Source organism: Pseudomonas sp. JZ134 (assembly GCF_051027695.1).
Classification (GTDB): Bacteria; Pseudomonadota; Gammaproteobacteria; order Pseudomonadales; family Pseudomonadaceae; genus Chryseomonas; species Chryseomonas luteola.
Window position 1 is genome coordinate 2,030,198 of record NZ_CP069250.1, and the last position, 20,302, is coordinate 2,050,499.

18 protein-coding genes are annotated in these 20,302 nt (G+C 54.8%); 14 read left to right on the forward strand and 4 right to left on the reverse strand.

Features of this window, described 5'->3' with window-relative positions; all coding sequences use genetic code 11:
* Positions 1 to 32: 32 nt before the first annotated feature.
* The gene (locus JQR86_RS09450) at positions 33 to 452 is read left to right on the forward strand and encodes a hypothetical protein (protein ID WP_434154771.1); all 420 of its coding nucleotides are present in this window, start codon (positions 33 to 35) and stop codon (positions 450 to 452) included.
* 47 nt (positions 453 to 499) lie between these two features.
* Here JQR86_RS09450 and JQR86_RS09455 read toward each other — a convergent pair whose 3' ends face one another.
* Positions 500 to 2,182: an AMP-binding protein gene (locus JQR86_RS09455; RefSeq protein WP_434154772.1), complete on the reverse strand. Its 1,683-nt coding sequence runs from the start codon at positions 2,180 to 2,182 to the stop codon at positions 500 to 502.
* A gap of 243 nt (positions 2,183 to 2,425) precedes the next feature.
* On the opposite strand from JQR86_RS09455, the gene JQR86_RS09460 reads away from it, so the two are divergent.
* Genes JQR86_RS09460 through JQR86_RS09485 form a run of 6 tightly spaced genes read left to right on the forward strand, consistent with a single transcriptional unit; the run spans position 2,426 to position 9,280 of the window.
* On the forward strand, positions 2,426 to 2,812 hold the full coding sequence (locus JQR86_RS09460; RefSeq protein WP_010798313.1) for a MerR family transcriptional regulator: 387 nt from the start codon (positions 2,426 to 2,428) through the stop codon (positions 2,810 to 2,812).
* A 44-nt stretch (positions 2,813 to 2,856) separates the two neighbouring features.
* Complete coding sequence (locus JQR86_RS09465) at positions 2,857 to 4,020, forward strand: isovaleryl-CoA dehydrogenase (RefSeq protein ID WP_434154773.1); 1,164 nt, start codon at positions 2,857 to 2,859, stop codon at positions 4,018 to 4,020.
* 53 nt (positions 4,021 to 4,073) lie between these two features.
* Complete coding sequence (locus JQR86_RS09470) at positions 4,074 to 5,681, forward strand: carboxyl transferase domain-containing protein (protein ID WP_434154775.1); 1,608 nt, start codon at positions 4,074 to 4,076, stop codon at positions 5,679 to 5,681.
* A gap of 11 nt (positions 5,682 to 5,692) precedes the next feature.
* Positions 5,693 to 6,493, forward strand: a complete 801-nt coding sequence (locus tag JQR86_RS09475; RefSeq protein ID WP_434154777.1) for an enoyl-CoA hydratase-related protein — start codon at positions 5,693 to 5,695, stop codon at positions 6,491 to 6,493.
* On the forward strand, positions 6,490 to 8,400 hold the full coding sequence (locus JQR86_RS09480; RefSeq protein WP_434154779.1) for an acetyl/propionyl/methylcrotonyl-CoA carboxylase subunit alpha: 1,911 nt from the start codon (positions 6,490 to 6,492) through the stop codon (positions 8,398 to 8,400). Before JQR86_RS09475 ends, JQR86_RS09480 begins: the two co-directional genes overlap by 4 nt.
* Positions 8,387 to 9,280: a hydroxymethylglutaryl-CoA lyase gene (locus tag JQR86_RS09485; RefSeq protein ID WP_434154780.1), complete on the forward strand. Its 894-nt coding sequence runs from the start codon at positions 8,387 to 8,389 to the stop codon at positions 9,278 to 9,280. Before JQR86_RS09480 ends, JQR86_RS09485 begins: the two co-directional genes overlap by 14 nt.
* Positions 9,281 to 9,752: 472 nt before the next feature.
* Here JQR86_RS09485 and JQR86_RS09490 read toward each other — a convergent pair whose 3' ends face one another.
* Positions 9,753 to 10,223, reverse strand: coding sequence for an Hsp20 family protein (locus JQR86_RS09490; RefSeq protein ID WP_150347396.1), 471 nt, complete (start codon positions 10,221 to 10,223; stop codon positions 9,753 to 9,755).
* Positions 10,224 to 10,868: 645 nt separating this feature from the next.
* On the opposite strand from JQR86_RS09490, the gene JQR86_RS09495 reads away from it, so the two are divergent.
* Complete coding sequence (locus JQR86_RS09495) at positions 10,869 to 11,183, forward strand: hypothetical protein (protein WP_010798306.1); 315 nt, start codon at positions 10,869 to 10,871, stop codon at positions 11,181 to 11,183.
* An 83-nt stretch (positions 11,184 to 11,266) separates the two neighbouring features.
* On the opposite strand, the gene JQR86_RS09500 is transcribed toward JQR86_RS09495, so the two are convergent.
* Positions 11,267 to 11,881: a cyclodeaminase/cyclohydrolase family protein gene (locus tag JQR86_RS09500; RefSeq protein ID WP_434154781.1), complete on the reverse strand. Its 615-nt coding sequence runs from the start codon at positions 11,879 to 11,881 to the stop codon at positions 11,267 to 11,269.
* A gap of 149 nt (positions 11,882 to 12,030) precedes the next feature.
* On the opposite strand from JQR86_RS09500, the gene JQR86_RS09505 reads away from it, so the two are divergent.
* Genes JQR86_RS09505 through arsH form a run of 4 tightly spaced genes read left to right on the forward strand, consistent with a single transcriptional unit; the run spans position 12,031 to position 14,909 of the window.
* The gene (locus JQR86_RS09505; RefSeq protein ID WP_150347398.1) at positions 12,031 to 12,387 is read left to right on the forward strand and encodes a metalloregulator ArsR/SmtB family transcription factor; all 357 of its coding nucleotides are present in this window, start codon (positions 12,031 to 12,033) and stop codon (positions 12,385 to 12,387) included.
* Positions 12,388 to 12,417: 30 nt separating this feature from the next.
* Positions 12,418 to 13,701 carry an arsenic transporter gene (locus tag JQR86_RS09510; RefSeq protein ID WP_219652727.1) on the forward strand — a complete coding sequence of 428 codons (1,284 nt, stop codon included), beginning with the start codon at positions 12,418 to 12,420 and terminating at the stop codon, positions 13,699 to 13,701.
* A gap of 15 nt (positions 13,702 to 13,716) precedes the next feature.
* On the forward strand, positions 13,717 to 14,184 hold the full coding sequence (locus JQR86_RS09515) for an arsenate reductase ArsC (RefSeq protein ID WP_434154783.1): 468 nt from the start codon (positions 13,717 to 13,719) through the stop codon (positions 14,182 to 14,184).
* A 38-nt stretch (positions 14,185 to 14,222) separates the two neighbouring features.
* Complete coding sequence (gene arsH / locus JQR86_RS09520) at positions 14,223 to 14,909, forward strand: arsenical resistance protein ArsH (RefSeq protein WP_434154864.1); 687 nt, start codon at positions 14,223 to 14,225, stop codon at positions 14,907 to 14,909.
* Here arsH and JQR86_RS09525 read toward each other — a convergent pair.
* On the reverse strand, positions 14,894 to 15,955 hold the full coding sequence (locus JQR86_RS09525) for an ArsO family NAD(P)H-dependent flavin-containing monooxygenase (protein ID WP_434154785.1): 1,062 nt from the start codon (positions 15,953 to 15,955) through the stop codon (positions 14,894 to 14,896). The two genes, arsH and JQR86_RS09525, sit on opposite strands and share 16 nt — an antisense overlap.
* 174 nt (positions 15,956 to 16,129) lie before the next feature.
* Between JQR86_RS09525 and JQR86_RS09530 the strand changes: the two genes are divergently transcribed.
* Together JQR86_RS09530 and JQR86_RS09535 are read left to right on the forward strand one after the other, a co-directional pair.
* Positions 16,130 to 18,352, forward strand: coding sequence for an ATP-binding protein (locus tag JQR86_RS09530; protein WP_313551640.1), 2,223 nt, complete (start codon positions 16,130 to 16,132; stop codon positions 18,350 to 18,352).
* 446 nt (positions 18,353 to 18,798) lie between these two features.
* Positions 18,799 to 20,220, forward strand: a complete 1,422-nt coding sequence (locus tag JQR86_RS09535) for an amino acid permease (RefSeq protein WP_219652731.1) — start codon at positions 18,799 to 18,801, stop codon at positions 20,218 to 20,220.
* Positions 20,221 to 20,302: the final 82 nt, after the last annotated feature.

The following is a 20,302-nucleotide window of genomic DNA, read 5'->3' on the forward strand; positions in this document are numbered from 1 at the left end:
GTGCGAATCAAGGATGCCTGAAAGGATTAGTGATGTATCGTAAAGCAGTTGCGGCTGTCGGAATGGCCGTATTATTAAATGGATGCGCCTCTGGCTTGAACAGTTTTCAGAAGTCAGAGCTCGATCGGTACGAAGCACGCGGTCTGGTCGTTCAAGAAAAGAGTCCTGGTCTTGCAGCAGGCCTTGGCCTTCTTCCGGGAGGAGGTTCTTTCTATACCCGAGAATACGGCTTTGGGGTCGTGAATCTCCTGCTCTGGCCTCTTTCCATCATTTGGGACCCGGTTGGCGGCTACGATGCAGCTAAGGTCATCAACTATCAGGCTACCAAGGCCAAGCTCGACGCTGAGCGTGACAAGGACCTGAATGCGCTTGATAGCCAGCTTCAGCTGGGTCAAATAGACATGACTCAATACACGCTGGAAAAGCGCAAGATCGAAAGCAAGTACAAGTAATTCCTCGTCGCTCCCGCTGGCATCATGGCCAGCGGGAGCGGTATGCACTACGACGCCTTTCGCTGCGTCAGCTCCTCGATCATGATTTCCCGCATGCGAAATTTCTGAATCTTGCCCGTTACGGTCATGGGAAACTCGTCTACGAAGCGAACATGTTTCGGCACCTTGAAGTGTGCGATGTGGGCCTTGCAGAAGTCGCGAAGTACCTCCTCCTGCGGGCTATGCCCGTCATGCAGCTTGACCCAGGCGACGATCTCCTCACCGTACTTGTCGTCAGGAATGCCTATTACCTGAACATCTGCCACTGACGGGTGACGGAATAGGAATTCTTCGATTTCACGTGGATAGACGTTTTCACCACCCCGAATGATCATGTCCTTGCTGCGGCCCACGATCTGCACATAGCCCTGCTCGTCCATGCAAGCAAGGTCGCCCGTATGCATCCAGCGGGCACCGTCCAGCACGTCGGATGTAGCCTTTGGGTTTTCCCAATAGCCCAGCATCACGCTGTAGCCGCGTGTACATAACTCGCCTATCTGCCCACGAGGAACGATGCGGCCCTGCTCATCGATGATCTTGCTTTCCAAATGAGGCTGACTGCGGCCCACGGTGGTAACGCGGCGCTCCAGTTCATCGTCCGGGCCAGTCTGAAGAGAGACCGGACTGGTCTCGGTCATGCCATAGGCAATCTGCACTTCGCTCATGTGCATCTCGGTTATGACTCGGCGCATCACTTCGATCGGGCATGTCGATCCTGCCATGATGCCGCTGCGCAGGGAGGACAAGTCAAAACGCACACGTTCGGGATGATCAAGTTCGGCGATAAACATCGTGGGAACGCCATAGAGCACGGTGGCCTGCTCTTCCGAGACAGCTCTCAATGTTGCCAACGGCTCAAAAGATGGCGCTGGATAGATCATGGTGGAACCGTGGGTCAGGCAACCTAGATTACCCATGACCATACCGAAGCAGTGATACAGCGGTACGGGAATGACCAGACGATCCCGCTCGGTCAGCCCAAGGCTTTCTCCCACCATGTAGCCGTTATTGAGAATGTTGTAATGACTCAGAGTGGCTCCCTTGGGAAAGCCTGTGGTGCCTGAGGTGTACTGGATATTGATAGGGTCATCGAACTGAAGTAGCGCGCTGCGCTCATGCACATCAGCCGTGCTCGTTTGCTTGGCGAAATTGGAAAGATCACTCCAACGCAGGAAACCGGCAGGTGCCGTTTCGCCCAGCGTGATTATGCCGTGCAGATCCGGAAGGTTTACACAGCGCAGCCGCCCTGGGGGCTGGCTTTCAATATCAGGGAGAAGCTCGTTCAATATGGCGTGGTAGTCGCACGTCTTGAAGATATGCGCGCACACCAACCAACGGCAGCCGGATTGCTTCAACACATACTCCAGCTCACCTACCCGATATGCCGGGTTGATATTGACCAGAATGGCCCCGATTCTAGCGCTGGCAAACTGCGTGACGCACCATTCCATGCAGTTTGGTGCCCAGATACCCAGTCGGTCCCCCTGCTCTACACCCAATGCTACCAAGGCCCTGGCGCAACGCTCTACCTCCTCGGCCAACGCCTGCCAGGTCAGCCGTACATTCTGGTGACGAACAATTAGCGCTTCGCGCTCAGGGTAACGGGCTACCGTAAGATCAAAGGCCTCTCCAATCGTCATGGCCAGTAAGGGCTTGTCTTGACGGCCCTGGGTATAGCTCGGTTGGTTCATGGCTTTCCCTTCTTGTCATTGTTGTGGGAGCTGCTGACTCATGTGGCTACCGCTAAAGCCTAGTTATCTTTACGTTAACGTAAAGGGCATGGCAAGTCGTTGTATCCAACCAGCACAGCCAAATTTCTGAAGAGGTGTATGGCATGCTTGCGAGGTATTTGCATCTAGACGTTACCGAAGCGAGTTGACAGCTTCGCTGACCAGCTTTACGTTAACGTAAAGGTAATCCAGTTGAGTTTACATATGACGGCGAGTTACAGCATTTCCGATCTAGCCCGAGAGCTGGACATTACAACCCGAACCATTCGCTTCTATGAGGAGCAAGGCATGCTTACGCCCGAGCGGCGTGGTCAGGAGCGCATCTACTCGGCCAAGGATCGCGTCACGCTCAAGTTGATTCTGCGGGGTAAGCGAATCGGGTTTTCGCTGGCGGAGTGCCGGGAATTGATCGAATTGTATGACCCGAGTTCAGGTAACCAGAAGCAGCTCAATAGCATGCTGACCAAGATTGCGGAACGTCGCGAGCAGCTTGCACAGCAGCTGTTGGATATTCAACAGATGCAGCTTGAACTGGACACGGCTGAAGAACGCTGTCGTGCGGCGCTGGAGATGGCTAACGCAACGGCTTGATCCCCTTTTGCTTCCACCAGACAAAAACAATCACAGGTGACCCCATGACATACCCCTCGCTCAACTTTGGCCTCGGCGAAACCATCGACATGCTGCGCGAGCAGGTGCAAAGCTTTGTCAGAGCGGAAATCGCACCCCGCGCAGAAGCCGTTGACCGTGAGAACACGTTTCCCCATGACCTCTGGCGCAAATTTGGCGACATGGGCCTCCTGGGTATCACAGTGGATGAAGAGTACGGCGGCTCGACATTGGGGTATCTGGCTCATGTAGTGGCCATGGAAGAAATCAGCCGAGGCTCGGCCTCTATCGCCCTCTCCTATGGTGCGCATTCGAACCTGTGCGTCAATCAAATCCACCGTAATGGGACGCCTGAGCAGAAAGCCAGATATCTGCCCAAGCTGGTATCAGGTGAGCATGTCGGCGCCCTGGCCATGAGCGAGCCGAATGCCGGTTCTGACGTGGTTTCCATGAAACTGCGTGCAGAGAAACAGGGTGACCGCTACATCCTCAACGGCACTAAAACCTGGATTACCAATGGACCAGATGCCAATACCTATGTGATCTATGCCAAGACTGACCTGGATAAAGGACCACACGGCATCACAGCATTCATCGTTGAACGTGACTGGAAAGGCTTCAGCCGCAGCAACAAGTTCGACAAGCTGGGGATGCGGGGCTCCAATACCTGCCAGCTCTTTTTCGATGGCGTCGAGGTGCCGGAAGAAAACATCCTTGGCGCCCTGAACGGGGGCGTAAAGGTACTTATGAGCGGGCTGGATTACGAGCGTGTCGTACTCTCTGGCGGACCTGTCGGCATCATGCAGGCCTGCATGGATGTCATTGTCCCCTACATTCACGACCGCAAGCAGTTTGGCCAGAGTATTGGCGAGTTTCAGCTGATCCAGGGCAAGGTTGCAGACATGTATACCCAGCTCAATGCCAGCCGGGCGTACCTGTATGCCGTTACCCAAGCCTGTGATCGAGGAGAAACCACGCGCAAAGATGCCGCGGGCGTCATTCTCTATACGGCTGAGCGAGCCACTCAGATGGCGTTGGATGCCATCCAGATTCTGGGCGGCAATGGCTATATCAACGAATTCCCAACCGGCCGCCTTCTACGCGATGCCAAGCTGTACGAAATCGGTGCGGGGACCAGCGAGATCCGGCGCATGTTGATCGGGCGCGAGTTGTTCAAGGAAACGATATAACCCGCTTTTTATCCTGCGGACATTCCACCAACAACGCTGAAGCGAGATCCGCCATGACCTTTATAACCAGTCAGCTCGACCCCCGCTCGCCTGACTTTATCCGCAATCAAGACGCCATGCAGGCACAGGTGGCGAACCTGCACGCGCTGCTTGCCCACATCCAGCAAGGCGGCGGACCCAAGGCGCAGGAGCGTCATACCTCACGCGGCAAACTGCTGGTACGAGACCGCATTGATCACCTGCTCGACCTCAACTCGCCTTTTCTGGAGGTTGCCCAACTTGCCGCTCATGAGGTTTATGGCGAGGACGTACCGGCGGCTGGCGTGGTAGCCGGTATTGGCCGAGTCGAGGGCGTGGAGTGCATGATTATCGCCAACGATGCGACAGTCAAAGGAGGGACGTATTACCCCCTGACCGTCAAAAAACACCTGCGTGCTCAGGCCATTGCCAAAGAGAACCGACTGCCGTGCATCTACCTTGTGGATTCTGGTGGTGCCAACCTGCCCCGACAGGATGAGGTCTTTCCTGATCGCGAGCATTTCGGACGAATTTTCTTCAACCAGGCAACCATGAGCGCCCAAGGCATTCCGCAGATTGCGGTAGTGATGGGTTCTTGTACTGCCGGTGGCGCCTATGTGCCCGCCATGGCGGACGAAACCATCATGGTTCGCAACCAGGCCACCATCTTTCTGGCCGGTCCGCCCCTGGTCAAAGCCGCTACCGGTGAGGTGGTGACCGCTGAGGAACTGGGTGGCGCTGATGTACATTGCAAGGTGTCCGGCGTGGCGGATTACTACGCCGAGAATGATGAGCATGCCCTTGCCCTGGCGCGTCGCTGTATTGGCCATTTGAACTGGCGCAAACAGGGTCAGGTGCAGATGCGCTCCCCTGTAGCACCTAAATACTCACCCGATGAGCTTTATGGCGTTATCCCGGCAGATGCCAAACAGCCCTACGACGTTCGCGAAGTGATTGCGCGTCTGGTTGATGGTAGCGAAATCGACGAGTTCAAGGCGCTGTTCGGGCCTACTCTGGTTTGCGGTTTTGCGCATTTACATGGCTACCCCGTAGCAATTCTGGCCAATAACGGCATCCTGTTTGCCGAGGCGGCGCAAAAAGGTGCGCACTTCATCGAGTTGGCCTGTCAGCGAGGTATTCCACTGGTGTTTCTTCAAAACATCACGGGCTTCATGGTTGGCCAGAAATATGAAGCAGGCGGCATTGCCAAGCATGGGGCCAAGCTTGTGACCGCTGTCGCCTGCGCACAAGTCCCCAAGTTTACCGTGATCATTGGCGGCAGCTTTGGCGCGGGCAATTACGGCATGTGCGGCCGAGCCTATGATCCCCGCTTCCTCTGGATGTGGCCTAACGCCCGTATCGCGGTAATGGGCGGTGAACAGGCAGCCGGTGTACTGGTGCAGGTCAAGCAGGAACAGACCGAGCGGACAGGCGGAGCACTCAGCCTAGAAGAGGAAGCGGCCATCAAAGAGCCGATCCTTGAGCAGTACGACCGTCAGGGTCACCCCTACTATTCCAGCGCCCGTTTATGGGATGACGGCGTGATCGACCCTGCCCAGACGCGTGAAGTACTAGCTCTGGCTATCTCCGCTTCTTTAAACGCACCTATTGAGCCGACCCGCTTTGGCGTGTTCCGCATGTAAGGTATCCCGCGATGACTTACCAGACCTTGCAACTTGATATCGACAGCCGCGGCGTTGCCACCTTGTGGCTGAACCGCCCTGAAAAAAACAATGCGTTCAATGCCGAGGTGATTGCCGAGCTCATTCACGCGTTGGAAGCAATTGGTGCTAATGAGGCCATCCGGTTTCTGATTCTGCGTGGACAGGGACGGCACTTTTCCGCAGGAGCAGACCTTGCCTGGATGCAGGCATCGGCCACCTTGAGCCTCAAAGAAAATCATGACGATGCACAACGACTGAGCCTTTTAATGGAAACACTTCATGCCCTACCCCAACCTACGTTGGCGGTCGTGCAGGGAGCGGCCTTTGGTGGAGCGCTTGGATTGATTGCCTGTTGCGACATGGCCATCGGTTCGCAGGATGCTGTGTTCTGCCTTCCCGAAGTCCGCATCGGTCTGGCTCCGGCAGTGATCAGCCCCTATGTCGTCCGGGCTATTGGCGAGCGAGCCACGCGCCGCTATGCCTTGACAGCCGAGCGCTTTTCCAGTGGTCGTGCACAAGCCTTGGGGCTACTGGATGAAACCTACCCGGCTGACCAGCTGGAAGCCGCCGTCAATGAGTGGAAAAACAATCTGCTCCTCAACAGCCCCGCAGCCCTTAAAGCCTGCAAGAGCTTGCTACACCAAGTGGGTACGGCTGCAAACCTGGATGATGCATTGAAAGGTTATACCCAGCACTTCATTGCATCACTGCGGGTAAGCCCTGAAGCACAGGAAGGGCTAAGCGCCTTCCTTGAAAAACGTATGCCCAGCTGGCAGGAGCCCTCCGTATGAGCATGTTAAAGCCTCTCGACACTCTCCTGATCGCCAATCGCGGCGAGATTGCCTGTCGTATCATGCGTACCGCCCAATCGCTGGGTATCCGAACGGTCGCGGTGCACAGCGAGATCGACATTACAGCCCGCCATGTTCGCGAAGCAGACCTGGCTGTAAACCTAGGTGGTAGTAAACCGGGCGAAAGCTATCTGTGTATCGACAAGATTATTGCAGCGGCCAAGCACAGCGGTGCCCAGGCCATCCATCCGGGGTATGGCTTTCTTTCCGAAAATGCAGCCTTTGCCCAAGCGATTGAAGAAGCAGGCCTGCTCTTTCTCGGCCCTCCCGCCTCCGCAATTGAGGCGATGGGTAGCAAGTCTGCCGCCAAGGCCCTGATGGAAACCGCCGGCGTGCCCCTGGTTCCCGGCTATCATGGCGAGGACCAGACGCTAGAAACATTCAGACAGGCCGCCGAGCAGATCGGCTATCCCGTTCTGCTGAAAGCGGCTGCTGGCGGTGGTGGCAAGGGTATGAAAATCGTTGAGCGAGAGGCCGATCTGGCTGATGCCCTGGCCTCGGCGCAGCGTGAAGCTCAATCTGCCTTTGGCGACGCCCGCATGCTGGTTGAAAAATATGTGCTCAAGCCTCGACATGTCGAAATACAAGTCTTTGCCGATCAGCACGGTCATTGTTTGTATCTGAACGAACGCGACTGTTCGATTCAGCGTCGCCATCAGAAAGTCATAGAAGAAGCCCCTGCCCCCGGACTTTCTCCTGCATTGCGTAAAGCCATGGGAGAAGCTGCCGTACGGGCTGCACAGGCGATCGGCTATGTCGGTGCCGGTACCGTCGAGTTTCTGTTGGACGACCGTGGCGAATTCTTCTTTATGGAGATGAACACGCGCTTACAGGTAGAGCATCCTGTGACAGAGGCTATCACCGGACTGGATCTTGTTGCTTGGCAGATTCGCATCGCCCGAGGTGAAGCCCTGCCCATCACTCAGGAGCAGGTCCCGCTTGAAGGGCATGCTATTGAGGTACGCGTGTATGCAGAAGATCCTGGCAATGATTTCCTGCCCGCTACCGGTACCTTGCATCTCTATCAGGAACCCGCCAGTGGTCCAGGTCGCCGCATCGATAGTGGTGTAACCGAGGGTGATACAGTATCGCCCTTTTACGATCCCATGCTGGCCAAGGTCATCGCTTGGGGCGAGAACCGCGAAGAAGCTAGACAACGTCTGCTCGCCATGCTGGAGCATACCCAGGTAGGCGGGCTGCGAACCAACCTGGCCTTTCTCAAGCGCGTGTTGGCTCACCCCGCCTTCGCGCGTGCTGAACTGGATACAGATTTCATTCCTCGGTATCGGAATGAATTACTGCCAGCCCCTGCAGAGCATGACAATGATTTCTGGCAAGCAGCTGTTCAAGGCTGGCTAGGCAGTGAGCCGCCGGTAGCAAGGGCTGATGACCCCAGCGCTCCTTGGGCATCGTTGCCCGGATGGCGAGCAGGCTTGCCGAATCGGCAGGCAGTAACGCTGATATGCAATGAAGAAAAACAGCGTGTTGTCTGGGATGGAAAAGATCGAAAGGTCAAGGCGCAGCGCCGCGACGACAACCTCTATCTGAATTGGCGAGGCGAAACCCACACCCTTACCCGCTTCGATCCCATACAGGCCGCAACCAATAAAACGGTTCACTCAGGCGGGCTTACCGCTCCTATGAATGGCAGCATTGTGCGGATACTGGTAGAACCAGGTCAGAGTGTTGAAGCCGGCGCTCCTCTAGTGGTTCTGGAAGCCATGAAGATGGAACATACCATCCGGGCCCAGACTCCAGGCATGCTCAAGGCCATCCTTTACCATGAGGGTGACATGGTCAGCGAGGGTTCAACCTTGGTTGAAATGGAGGCTGATGATGCTGCCTGAGCGTGTTCGTCTGGTTGAGGTAGGCCCACGAGATGGCCTTCAGAATGAAACACAGCCGATTAGCCTGGAGGACAAGGTACGGCTGGTAAATGATTTGACTGATACTGGCCTTGATTACATTGAAGTGGGTAGTTTTGTTTCTCCCAAGTGGGTGCCCCAGATGGCAGGGAGTTCTGATCTGTTTTTGAAGGTCTTTAAAAGGGCTGGTATTACCTATAGTGCCTTGACGCCTAACATGATGGGTTTCGAAGCTGCCCTGAATGTAGGTGTGAAAGAAATAGCCATCTTTGCAGCAGCATCCGAGAGCTTTTCTCAACGTAACATCAACTGCTCTATCAATGAGAGCCTGCAGCGGTTTAAACCTGTAATGGAGGCTGCACGGCAGCATGGGATTAGCGTCCGTGGGTATGTTTCCTGCGTACTGGGGTGTCCTTATGAGGGCGACATTACGCCTGATCAAGTCTTATCAGTTGCACGTGAACTGATTGATATGGGATGCCGTGAAATTTCATTGGGTGACACGATAGGGATTGGTACACCGGGCGCTGTACGAACGCTCATAGGTAAGCTCTCCCAAGAGATTCCGTGTGATCGACTGGCTGTGCATTTCCATGACACTTATGGCCAGGCATTGGCCAATATCTATGCTGCCCTGCTGGAGGGTGTCTCTGTGGTCGATAGCTCTGTTGCCGGCCTGGGAGGCTGTCCCTATGCAACGGGTGCAAGCGGTAATGTGGCCACAGAGGACGTGCTCTACATGCTCAACGGCCTTGGTATCCAGACTGGAGTAGATCTTTCTCGGCTGATTGCCGCAGGTCAGCGAATCTGTGAGGTCCTAGGCCGCGATACAGGCTCTCGAGTCGCCAAGGCTTTTAAATAGCGCTCCTCCCCTACCGTTACGAGACTTTATAGGTACTCGTAACGGTTCATATGCAACGTACCCGCTTTTACCGATCATGCTTCATGAAGTAAGCATCAACATCATGGAGCAATGCTAGAGGTCTGGATACATTGGGTGTCTTCCCTACCGTTCGATTACTGCTCGAAACGCTGATTAAGATGCCGACGCGAATGCCCCGCTCCGCTGATCTGGAAGGAAAAGATGAAGCTGGAGCACTGGAGAAAATATTTGGTTAGACAGAGGTTCATTTCTACGGCTGGTAATGCCCCTCTTCTCCTGGCATGAAAGCTACGTTTGTATGAAGCCAGTCTCTTAACGTAGCGGTTTTTCCTGATGACTTGTTGCTTTTATGGAGGTGTTTGAAAAGTCTATAAAGGGGCTGGTATTACTTAGATACTACAAAAAGGGACGCACATGGCGTCCCTTTTCTAGGATCTGATGGCCGCTGTACTTAGGCAATCTGGCCTTCCAGCGCAGGCTTTTTATCGGCACTCAACTGGCCGTTGATAGCGATGCGCTTGGGCTTGGCCTCCTCCGGTACTTCACGTACCAGATCGATGTTGAGCAGGCCATTCTTCAAGCTCGCGCCCTTCACCTCAATGTGATCAGCCAGGCGGAAGGACAGCTTGAAGGCACGCTGGGCGATGCCCTGGTGCAAATAGGTCACGCTGTCAGCGCTCTTCTCGCGACGGCCGCTCTTCACGGTCAACACGCCCCGCTCCACTTCGAGCTCAAGGTCGTCTTCGGCAAGGCCGGCAGCCGCAATCACGATGCGATAGCGATCGTCGCCATGCTTTTCCACGTTATAGGGTGGATAGGAGCTGCCCGACTCGTTGCGCAGCGCGGATTCGAACAGGTCATTGAAGCGGTCGAATCCAACGGAATGGCGGAACAAGGGAGCAAGAGAGAATGCAGTGTTCATATAGGGAATCTCCTGAGTCATCAGCAAGTTTCAACGCAGGGCCCGGCTTCGGCGCCCTGTAGAATTCCATATAGGAACCCGCTCGCTTTTTTCAAGTAGCACGCCCGACGAACGGTAAATCTTCACCTAGTATCAGCCGATGTGTGCAGGAGTCGGTAGATGAATACGGCTTCGCTGCGTATCGGTGCAACTTCTTTCGTATTGGCGTCGACTTTATGACGATCAGAAGACAGCAAAATGCAATAACGAGACATGCGTCTCACTTTTCTAACGCTATGAACGCTACCCTTTCAAGCACGTGAGATGGACGGGTTTGAGCAACGCAGTATTCATGCTGAAGGTAAGAAGTTGATTCAGCTATGAAATTTTTGATCCCCGCCAAATCTCGCCGTTGTTGTCGAGTAAGTGCTCGTAACGGTTGCCCCATTAAATTGGAAACCGTTTGCAAACTGCCTGTGCGTAGTATGCAAACGCTATAGCGGCTGGAAAATCTCGTTTCAGATCGCCTGAAATTTTTCTCAGGCGAGGCTCAGGCTGAACAGTTCACCGTTCTCATGGCCGGTCGTAGCTGATGGAGCTCCAGCAATATTGAGACTGGTTCAGAGCCTTTGCTCCCGTCTCCCTACCGATTTCGAGATACCTTTCATGGCTAAATACAACAACGCCCTGCGCCGCACCGAAGAAATCTTTTTTGATGATCGCAAACGCAACGAATTGATCATTATCCCGCACGATACTGATGAGATTAGCGAAATTGAGGCACTTTTGACTCAATTATCACGTGCCTCTTTACGAGTCATCCATAAGAATGGCCAGAAGGCGACATTGATGATTCTTCAGGGCTGGAAGTCCAATCCCAAAAAAATCACGGCCAGCTTTACGCCGGGCGTGATTGATGTATTGGGACGTGACCTGGAACCCAAGGATCTGCTGGCCCTAGCTATCGAAAAAGCAACTTAACCCGTACTGCAACACCGTACAGGTACGATAGAACCATTTGGCTTATTCAGGCCAAAAGGCTAGTCACATCCGTAGAAAAGTGTCTAGCAGGTACAGACCGCCTTTCTAATGGACTGTAGATACAGGTTTGCCTGCTGCTCAAGCCATTGCCGTTTTGTAACTGCCTGCTCCCGCATCTTGCCCTCCTCCAGCATCTTTGCATCTGCATCTACATTGAGCAGTACCGCCGATAACCCACCCTGCAATAACAGACTCCCAGACAGTATGTCGCTCAGCACATTCTCGGACGTAAACGAAACGCCTTCTTCCGCCAGACGAAGCAGTTCGAGACAGGTTTCTGCTGTTTCCAACGGGACCTGCGTGGCCTCGACCACGGCATCTTGTACCTCCTGCTCACGTTCCTCTGCCTGGATTGAGGAATGCTCCGGTAGTCGAGCCGCATCCATATAGCGCTCAAACGCTTTTACATCTGCGTCGCCGTAGGTACCAAGCTTCGCCATCTGCTGCTCGACGCGCTTGATCAGCTCGCTCCGACCAGGAGCAGCCGATTTGGATTCGCTGATCCGCAGCGCCATGAGTATCAACGCACTTCCCATCGTGGCCGAGACGACCGCTGCTGCCCCACAGCTGGGTGTCGAGCTGTTGGCAGCCGTTGCATCACGAAAGGCTGCCAGCGTCATGCTCCAGATACTGCTCATGATTCACACCTGCACTCTTTGTCTGTTCTTATCAGAGCGGCCAACAAGCAAATACGTTTCCAACGTAAGTGCTGACAGATTATATGGACGTGCATATATACGAATTTTCATATATTAATTATAGTGCCTCCCTCATTGAAGGAAGCCATATGTCCCAATCCCTGACGCCTTCACTCCTGTTTAAATGCCTCGCCGACGAGACCCGTGCACGCATGACATTGCTGATCCTTAAAGAGGAAGAGCTATGTGTATGTGAACTCGCCAGCGCTCTGGATGAAATCCAACCAAAGATTTCTCGCCATCTGGCACACCTGCGCCAATGTGGACTGCTAGCGGATCGTCGCCAGGGCCAATGGGTGTATTACCGGATCCACCCAACCTTGCCCGGGTGGATTCAGGCTGTCCTTCGGAGCACGCTGGAAGCCAATCCAGCGTGGCTCGAGGTAGACACGGAACGCCTGCACAAAATGGGTAACCGTCCCGAGCGTAAGGCGCTTTGCTGTTAATAAACGTCAACCTTCCATCGAGTTTCATGCATGCTGATTGCATCTTTGATCTTTCTGATAACGATCGTTCTGGTCATCTGGCAGCCCAAAGGGTTAGGCGTGGGCTGGAGCGCATCCCTAGGAGCCGTTCTGGCACTTCTGACAGGTGTCGTAAGCCTGGGAGACATCCCGGTCGTATGGCATATCGTATGGAATGCTACTGCCACCTTTATCGCCATTATCGTTATCAGCCTGCTACTGGATGAGGCAGGCTTTTTCGAATGGGCCGCATTGCATGTCGCCCGCTGGGGTGGCGGCAACGGACGCAGGCTGTTCGCGTTCATTATCCTGCTGGGGGCTGCGGTTTCTGCCCTGTTCGCCAATGACGGTGCGGCGCTGATCCTCACTCCTATTGTCATCGCCATGCTAATGGCCTTGCGCTTTTCTCCAGCCGCCACGCTGGCATTTGTCATGGCGGCCGGTTTTATTGCCGATACAGCCAGCCTGCCGCTCGTGGTATCCAACTTGGTAAACATCGTTTCGGCAGATTATTTCGGCATCAGCTTTGGCGAATATGCCGCCATCATGGCACCCGTGAATATCGTGAGCATCCTGGCCACGCTGATTATGCTGCTCTGGTTTTTCCGCCGTGAAATCCCTCAGCACTACGACTTGGCCCAGATCAAGGACCCCCGTGAAGCCATACGCGACCGTGCAACGTTCATTGCTGGCTGGTGGGTGCTGGGCCTTTTGCTCATTGGCTTCTTCATCATTGAGCCGATGGGTGTACCTATCAGCGTTATTTCTGCGGCCTGTGCCCTGCTGCTATTCGTAATTGCGGCGCGAGGTCATGTGATCAGCACCCAGAAGGTACTCAAGGACGCTCCCTGGCAAATTGTCGTCTTTTCCCTTGGGATGTATCTGGTGGTATACGGGCTGCGCAATGCGGGCCTGACAGACTACGTGACGCAGGCGTTGAAATATTGCGCTCATTACGGTGTATGGGGCGCTGCAATCGGAACCGGCCTGCTAACCGCTTTTTTGTCGTCCATCATGAACAACCTGCCCACGGTTCTCATTGGAGCGCTTTCCATTCATGACAGTGAAACCAGCGGTGTGGTCCAGCAGGCCATGATTTACGCCAACGTTATTGGCAGCGACCTGGGCCCGAAGATTACCCCTATCGGGAGTCTAGCCACGCTGCTCTGGCTACATGTTCTTGCACGCAAGGACATTACGATTACCTGGGGTTACTACTTTAAGGTAGGTATCGTGCTTACCCTGCCCGTTTTGCTCGCGACGCTTGCTGCGCTCGCTCTGCGTTTAAGTCTGTAAGCGCCAGGAGGTTTTATGAAAGTACTGTTCATGTGTACCCATAACCGTTGCAGAAGCATTCTATCGGAGGCAATGTTCAATCATCTGGCTCCTGATGGATTCGAGGCGGTTAGCGCTGGTAGCCATCCTAGCGGGGAGGTCAGTCCATTGACTTTACATGCTTTAAAAAGGGCTGGTATTACAACGGAGGGACTTTATAGCAAGTCTTCCGACGTGTTTGCTGACGCTCCGCCTGATGTGGTTATTACCGTCTGCGACCGTGCAGCTGGCGAAGCCTGCCCGGTCTATTTTGGTCATGCACTCAAGGCTCATTGGGGGCTGGAGGATCCCTCTGCACTGGAGGCCAGCGAAGCGGATATTCAGCAAGCCTTCGAGAAAACGCTAAGGATCATCGAGCAGCGCGTGCAGGCATTCCTTGCCCTACCGTTTGATCGGTTGAATCGGGACGAACTCCGCTCCGCAGTTAATGCGCTTGGCAACTGACCGGGAGGCTTCACTTGGATAACCTGCCGAATCTCGATATGTCCCTGATCGACATTCCCGCTATCGAGCGCCTGGATAATCAGCAGCCCCTGCCCCATAAGCCCAGGATTCTGTTGCTTTATGGATCGAACCGAGAGCGCTCCTTCAGCCGACTCCTGACACAGGAAGCCGCTCTTCTGCTCGAACATTTTGGCGCCGACGTCCAAATTTTTGACCCCTCAGGTCTCCCTTTGCCTGACGATGCCCCCGACACCCATGAGAAAGTCGTTGAGCTGCGGGAATTGATGCAATGGTCAGAAGGTCAGGTATGGTGCTCACCTGAGCGACACGGCTCCATGAGCGCCGTTTTCAAAGCACAAATCGACTGGGTTCCGCTGGCCATGGGTGCGGTTCGCCCTACCCAAGGCAAGACCCTCGCTGTTCTGCAGGTCTGCGGAGGCTCGCAGTCTTTCAATGTCGTGAATCAACTGCGTGTTTTAGGTCGTTGGATGCGGATGTTCACGATTCCAAATCAGTCCTCGGTGCCCAAGGCGTTTCTGGAATTCGATGAGGCAGGACGAATGAAACCTTCGCCCTATTACGATCGCCTGGTGGACGTCATGGAAGAACTGATGAAGTTCACGCTCCTGCTCCGTGGGCGCCAGACGTATCTGGTAGATCGTTACTCGGAACGCAAGGAATCTGCCGAGGCACTGTCCCGGCGCGTCAATCAACGCTCTCTTTGATCGAGATAGACTTCAATCTCCTGAACGGTGCTCCGTGCCGTTCGGGTAACGCCTATCAGCGTTGCTGATGCCATACCGGTCCACTCACCGTAGCCCACGAGCCACACACGGGGCTCCTTGACCGAACGAGTGCGGTTAACCTGAACGCGTCCATCCGGCTCGACTAGCCCCAGCGCTTCCAGATGCGTCAACGCAGGCCTGAAACCCGTGCACCAGATTACCGTATCTACTGTAATTTCATGTTCGTCGGACCAGACTACGCCGCTCTCAGTAAAGCGCTCGAATGGCCGCACGGCCCGTAATACGCTTCGTGTCCTTGCCTCCTTCACGCTGGGAACCATGACAATATCGCCCAGCCCACCCGCGGGCTCATCCCAGACGCGGCCTTCCTGCTGCGCCCTCCAGCGCTCGGTTGCTCGCTCGAACAGGACATATCCATCCACATCGTCCGGTAGAAATTGTGGATCCGCCAGGGTAATCCAATGAGCCTCTGCCACCTTGGATACTTCAGCCAGGATCTGAGCCCCTGAATTACCCCCTCCGACAATCAATACGGTTTTGTCCATAAAGGGCTCGGCATTGACATACTGTGCCGAATGAATCTGCTGTCCTCTGAACAGCGTTTGGCCCGGGTAGTGGGGCGTGTAGGGATGTCGCCAGGTTCCGGTTGCACTGACTACCGCCTGGGCCAGCCATGCCTCTGCGCCAGCCTTGACCAGCAAGCCGTTCGGGTGTGGCTCAATGCTCTCTACCCAGACAGGACGCCTGATGGGAAACCCGTAACGCTGCTCATACCGGGTCAGATAATCCAAGACATGGTCACGCGAAGGCGTTTCTTCGTGGGTAGGAGGCATGGGCCAACCAGGAATGGAGCTGGAGCTGGCCGGTGAGAAAAGATGCAACGAATCCCATCCGTGTTGCCAGGCACCACCTGGATGCTGCTCTGCATCCAGCAACACGAATGAACGTGACGTACGGCGCAGGAAATAGGCAACTGCCAGCGCGGACTGCCCTCCTCCTACCACAACCACGTCAATCTGCTGCATAACCCTGCTCCACCCTGCCATTCTCGGTAGTTTCTGACCGTTCACGCACCTAGGGGTGCCTACCGCTTCGACATCTTGATCAAACGATCAAGGCCAAATGCAGTCACATCTATAACAGACGAAGTGGCAGTTATTGACTGCACAGCTCTGGATTAGAAGGAGTTCACATTCGGCATGACTGGCCACGATCAACGCGAAGCCGACCCCATACGCTGTGAGAGCGAGCCTATTCATATTCCAGGCGCTATTCAGCCTCATGGGTATCTGATTGCTTTTAGAGAAGCCGATACTCGCGTTCAGCACATCAGCGCCAACCTCCCTACGCTTTTGGACTGCAAAGCGGATGCGGTACTTGGACAGCCTCTTGCAAAGATCCTGAATGCTCAAGCGCTGCCGCAGGTCGAGCAGGCGCTCCGGCAGCCCCATTTCGACGAGGTCAATCCGCTGTTATTGACGGTCGGAAGCCACGAATACGAGGGTCTGCTGCATCAACATGATGGCTTGATCTTTCTCGAACTGGAACGTGCTCAACCCACTTCGCCTTCTGACAGCGTTCTGAATTCACGCGCGTTGCGTCGCCTGCAAAAAGTACGCACGTTGGCGGATTTGCAGCAAGTGGTAGTCGAGGAGGTCAGAGCCCTGACAGGCTTCGACCGCGTTGTGGTCTACCGATTCGATAACGAAGGTGACGGCCAAGTGGTGGCAGAGGCGCGAGATCCTGAGGTAGATCCCTACCTCGAGCTTCGGTTTCCTGCCTCTGATATACCGGCCCAGGCCCGTAAGCTCTATGAGCATAACTGGATTCGCCTGATTCCCGATGCTCGCTATGAGCCGGTCCCCCTGCTCCCGCCATTCAGAAGCGATACAGGCCAGCCGGTGGACCTGAGCTGTGCAATCCTGCGCAGTGTTTCGCCGCTGCATCGGGAATACATCGGCTATCAGGGCTTGCGGGCGTCAATGAGTGTATCGCTTATGCAGGGCGATTCCTTATGGGGCCTGATCAGCTGCGGTCATAGGGAGCCCCATTACCTTCCCTACCGAATCCGTGCCGCTTGCCAGGCAATTGGCGAGTTAACGTCGCTCCAGATCAATGCGCTCCAGGAGCGGGATGCCCAACAGCAGCGTGAAGCCAAGCAGGAATACCTTTCTCGCCTGGTGGAAGCCATGCATTCGGCTGAAGATGAGGCGTTGATCGGGCTGATGTACAAAGGGGACGATCTTCTGGCGCTTGCGGATGCCAGTGGCGCTGCCATTTTGGTCGATCAGCGCGTATTGGTCGTGGGGGATTGTCCGGGTGATACTGAAATCAGGGCGCTTGCCCAATGGGCTGAATCGCAACTTGGCGAGAGCGGGATTTTCCATACGCGCTGTCTACCCAATGAGCTGGCTGATGCCTCTGCCTATGCGCACCTGGGTAGCGGCCTTATGGCTATTACCTTGCCCAAGCCAGTCACCAATATGGTGCTGTGGTTCAGACCAGAGCTGGTCAAAACCCTCAAATGGAGCGGTAATCCGAATAAGCCCTTAGAAGCGGACCCAGAGACCGGTCAGCTGCGTCCTCATCCGCGGCGCAGCTTTGCCGTTTGGCGAGAACAGGTACGCGGACGCTCCAAACGCTGGCTTCCTGGAGATATTTATGCCGTCAAGGACTTGCGCCGCTCAGCGATAGAAATTGATCTGGCCCTTCAGGTCGCCCGCGAACGCGAGGCCGTACGTGCCCGTGACGAGATTGTGGCGGTAGTCTCCCATGACCTGCGTAATCCCATGACGATCGTGACCATGCAGGTAGGTCTTATGCAGCGGATGATCGTGGGCGATCAACGTGAATCATCCAAGCGCTTGCTGTCGGCGATCAATATCATTCAAACGGTCGCTACACGCATGAGTAGCATGATTGGCGACCTGTTGGACTTGTCCAAGATTGAATCGGGCCGCTTTCAGATTTCACCTCAGCTCCATGATGCTTCCAGTCTGGTCCACCAGGCGGTGCAGCTATTGCAGTCGCTCGCCGAAACCAAATCCATTCAGCTCAAGATTCATGCAGAAGACGACGTGATCCTGAATGCCGATGCCGAGCGGCTCTTTCAGGTGCTATCGAATCTGATCAGTAACGGTATCAAGTTCACGCCTGCTGGTGGCAGTATCGAAATATCCGTGACGCGTGAGGGTAGCCACGCCTGCTTCTCCATCAGAGACAGCGGCATAGGCATTTCCGATGACGAATTGGAGCACATCTTTGATCGTTACTGGCACGTCAAGGCAGGCAACCCAACGGGAACCGGGCTGGGCCTATTCATTAGCAAGGGAATTGTGGAAGCGCATGGAGGTAGAATTTGGGTCGTGAGCGATCCCGGACAAGGCAGCACCTTTCATTTCACGCTGCCCCTAGCCGCTTGATTGACCGAGGCGTTAACCTACACAGTGATCCGCTCGTCAAAAAACTTTTACAGCAGGCATCGTAAATCGCGGGTTTTGGCGCGGCTGTCAGAAAAACGTGACACTTTCTCTCACGGGAACAGCCCTGGCTCTTCAGGCCGGGGTTGTTACCTAAGTTGGCTTCGGCTCATATAGGTCTACTGGAAAGGACATTCCATTACCGTTTCTCCGGTACGTCCGCTCCGTCACATACAACAATAAAAGGTGACGCATGATCCTGAACGTAGACTGCCTGCTTTCTAGCCCTAAAACCGCCTCGATTAACCTTACCTATCACAGGTGTACTCCTCAAAAGAGTGCTTCAACCGATAAAAGGCGGAGTACCTGCGACATTTTTACCTAGTTTGGCCTTCGCATAGACACGCTTCACACCGCACAATAACAACACCTTGCGTGAGGACGTTTAAATGGTTGGTCGTAACACCCAATCGGGTACACTCAAACGTGGCCTGAAAAATCGCCATATCCAATTGATAGCCCTGGGTGGCGCTATTGGTACTGGTTTGTTTCTTGGCTCGGCAGGCGTCATGCAGTCGGCCGGCCCTTCCATGATCCTGGGCTATGCCCTGGCAGGATTTATTGCCTTTCTCATCATGCGCCAACTGGGCGAGATGATTGTCGAGGAACCTGTAGCCGGCTCGTTCAGCCACTTCGCTCATCGATACTGGGGAGGCTTTGCCGGCTTTCTGTCAGGCTGGAACTGCTGGGTTCTCTATATCCTGGTAGGCATGTCCGAGCTGACGGCGGTTGGCAAGTACATTCACTACTGGTGGCCGGAGATACCCACTTGGGCCAGCGCCGCCTTCTTTTTCCTGCTGGTCAATGCCATTAACCTGGCCAATGTGAAACTGTTCGGCGAGGCCGAGTTCTGGTTTGCGATCATCAAAGTGGTTGCCATCATCGGCATGATCCTGCTGGGAACTTACCTGCTTATCGGTGGCAGTGACCCACAGGCTTCTGTCAGCAACCTGTGGTCGCATGGCGGCTTCTTCCCCCACGGCATTCAGGGATTGGTCATGTCCATGGCCATTATCATGTTCTCGTTTGGTGGCCTGGAAATGCTGGGCTTTACCGCCGCCGAAGCCTCGGAGCCCAAGAAAGTCATTCCCAAAGCCATCAACCAGGTGATCTACCGTATCCTGATCTTTTATGTCGGCGCCCTGATCATCCTGCTTTCACTCAAACCCTGGGATTCGCTGGTACAGACGCTGACTGCCTCCGGCGATGCGTACAGCGGTAGTCCCTTTGTCCAGATCTTCTCTCTGATTGGCAGTGATGCAGCGGCCCACATCCTGAACTTTGTCGTACTGACCGCAGCGTTGTCCGTCTACAACAGTGGTTGCTACTGTAACGGACGCATGCTGTTGGGTCTGGCTGAGCAAGGCGATGCACCTCGTTTCCTGGCCAAGGTCGATACTCGCGGCGTACCGGTAAGTGCCCTTCTGTTCTCGGCCGCCATTACCTTCCTGGCGGTGGTTGTCAATTATCTGATGCCACAGCAGGCGCTTGAGCTCCTGATGTCGCTGGTAGTGGCAACGCTGGTAATCAACTGGGCGATGATCAGCCTGGCGCATCTGAAGTTTCGTGCGCAGATGAAGCGCCAAGGTGTCAGCACGGCGTTCAAGGCGTTCTGGTATCCCTATGGGAACTACCTGTGCCTGGCGTTTGTGGTCTTCATCCTGGGCACCATGCTGTTGATTCCCGGCATCAATATCTCGGTCTACGCCATTCCGGTATGGCTGGTCATCATGGTGGCGTGCTATCGCCTCAAGCGTAAGCCGGACGCCAACGCCGCAGAACCTTCGCTGGCAGCCACTTCGGCTGACTAAGCCAGACACCTGGACCCGTAAGGGTCCAGGCTCCTCCTCTGTATCAACTTTTCCCTCCCGCTGTAGCCTAATGCTCCGATCT

What these genes read in the sequence shown, in the direction of transcription:
- JQR86_RS09450 (WP_434154771.1), top strand. Translation starts at nt 33, where the DNA reads ATGTATCGTAAAGCAGTTGCGGCTGTCGGAATGGCCGTATTATTAAAT.
- JQR86_RS09455 (WP_434154772.1), bottom strand. Translation starts at nt 2,182, where the DNA reads ATGAACCAACCGAGCTATACCCAGGGCCGTCAAGACAAGCCCTTACTG.
- JQR86_RS09460 (WP_010798313.1), top strand. Translation starts at nt 2,426, where the DNA reads ATGACGGCGAGTTACAGCATTTCCGATCTAGCCCGAGAGCTGGACATT.
- JQR86_RS09465 (WP_434154773.1), top strand. Translation starts at nt 2,857, where the DNA reads ATGACATACCCCTCGCTCAACTTTGGCCTCGGCGAAACCATCGACATG.
- JQR86_RS09470 (WP_434154775.1), top strand. Translation starts at nt 4,074, where the DNA reads ATGACCTTTATAACCAGTCAGCTCGACCCCCGCTCGCCTGACTTTATC.
- JQR86_RS09475 (WP_434154777.1), top strand. Translation starts at nt 5,693, where the DNA reads ATGACTTACCAGACCTTGCAACTTGATATCGACAGCCGCGGCGTTGCC.
- JQR86_RS09480 (WP_434154779.1), top strand. Translation starts at nt 6,490, where the DNA reads ATGAGCATGTTAAAGCCTCTCGACACTCTCCTGATCGCCAATCGCGGC.
- JQR86_RS09485 (WP_434154780.1), top strand. Translation starts at nt 8,387, where the DNA reads ATGATGCTGCCTGAGCGTGTTCGTCTGGTTGAGGTAGGCCCACGAGAT.
- JQR86_RS09490 (WP_150347396.1), bottom strand. Translation starts at nt 10,223, where the DNA reads ATGAACACTGCATTCTCTCTTGCTCCCTTGTTCCGCCATTCCGTTGGA.
- JQR86_RS09495 (WP_010798306.1), top strand. Translation starts at nt 10,869, where the DNA reads ATGGCTAAATACAACAACGCCCTGCGCCGCACCGAAGAAATCTTTTTT.
- JQR86_RS09500 (WP_434154781.1), bottom strand. Translation starts at nt 11,881, where the DNA reads ATGAGCAGTATCTGGAGCATGACGCTGGCAGCCTTTCGTGATGCAACG.
- JQR86_RS09505 (WP_150347398.1), top strand. Translation starts at nt 12,031, where the DNA reads ATGTCCCAATCCCTGACGCCTTCACTCCTGTTTAAATGCCTCGCCGAC.
- JQR86_RS09510 (WP_219652727.1), top strand. Translation starts at nt 12,418, where the DNA reads ATGCTGATTGCATCTTTGATCTTTCTGATAACGATCGTTCTGGTCATC.
- JQR86_RS09515 (WP_434154783.1), top strand. Translation starts at nt 13,717, where the DNA reads ATGAAAGTACTGTTCATGTGTACCCATAACCGTTGCAGAAGCATTCTA.
- arsH (WP_434154864.1), top strand. Translation starts at nt 14,223, where the DNA reads ATGTCCCTGATCGACATTCCCGCTATCGAGCGCCTGGATAATCAGCAG.
- JQR86_RS09525 (WP_434154785.1), bottom strand. Translation starts at nt 15,955, where the DNA reads ATGCAGCAGATTGACGTGGTTGTGGTAGGAGGAGGGCAGTCCGCGCTG.
- JQR86_RS09530 (WP_313551640.1), top strand. Translation starts at nt 16,130, where the DNA reads ATGACTGGCCACGATCAACGCGAAGCCGACCCCATACGCTGTGAGAGC.
- JQR86_RS09535 (WP_219652731.1), top strand. Translation starts at nt 18,799, where the DNA reads ATGGTTGGTCGTAACACCCAATCGGGTACACTCAAACGTGGCCTGAAA.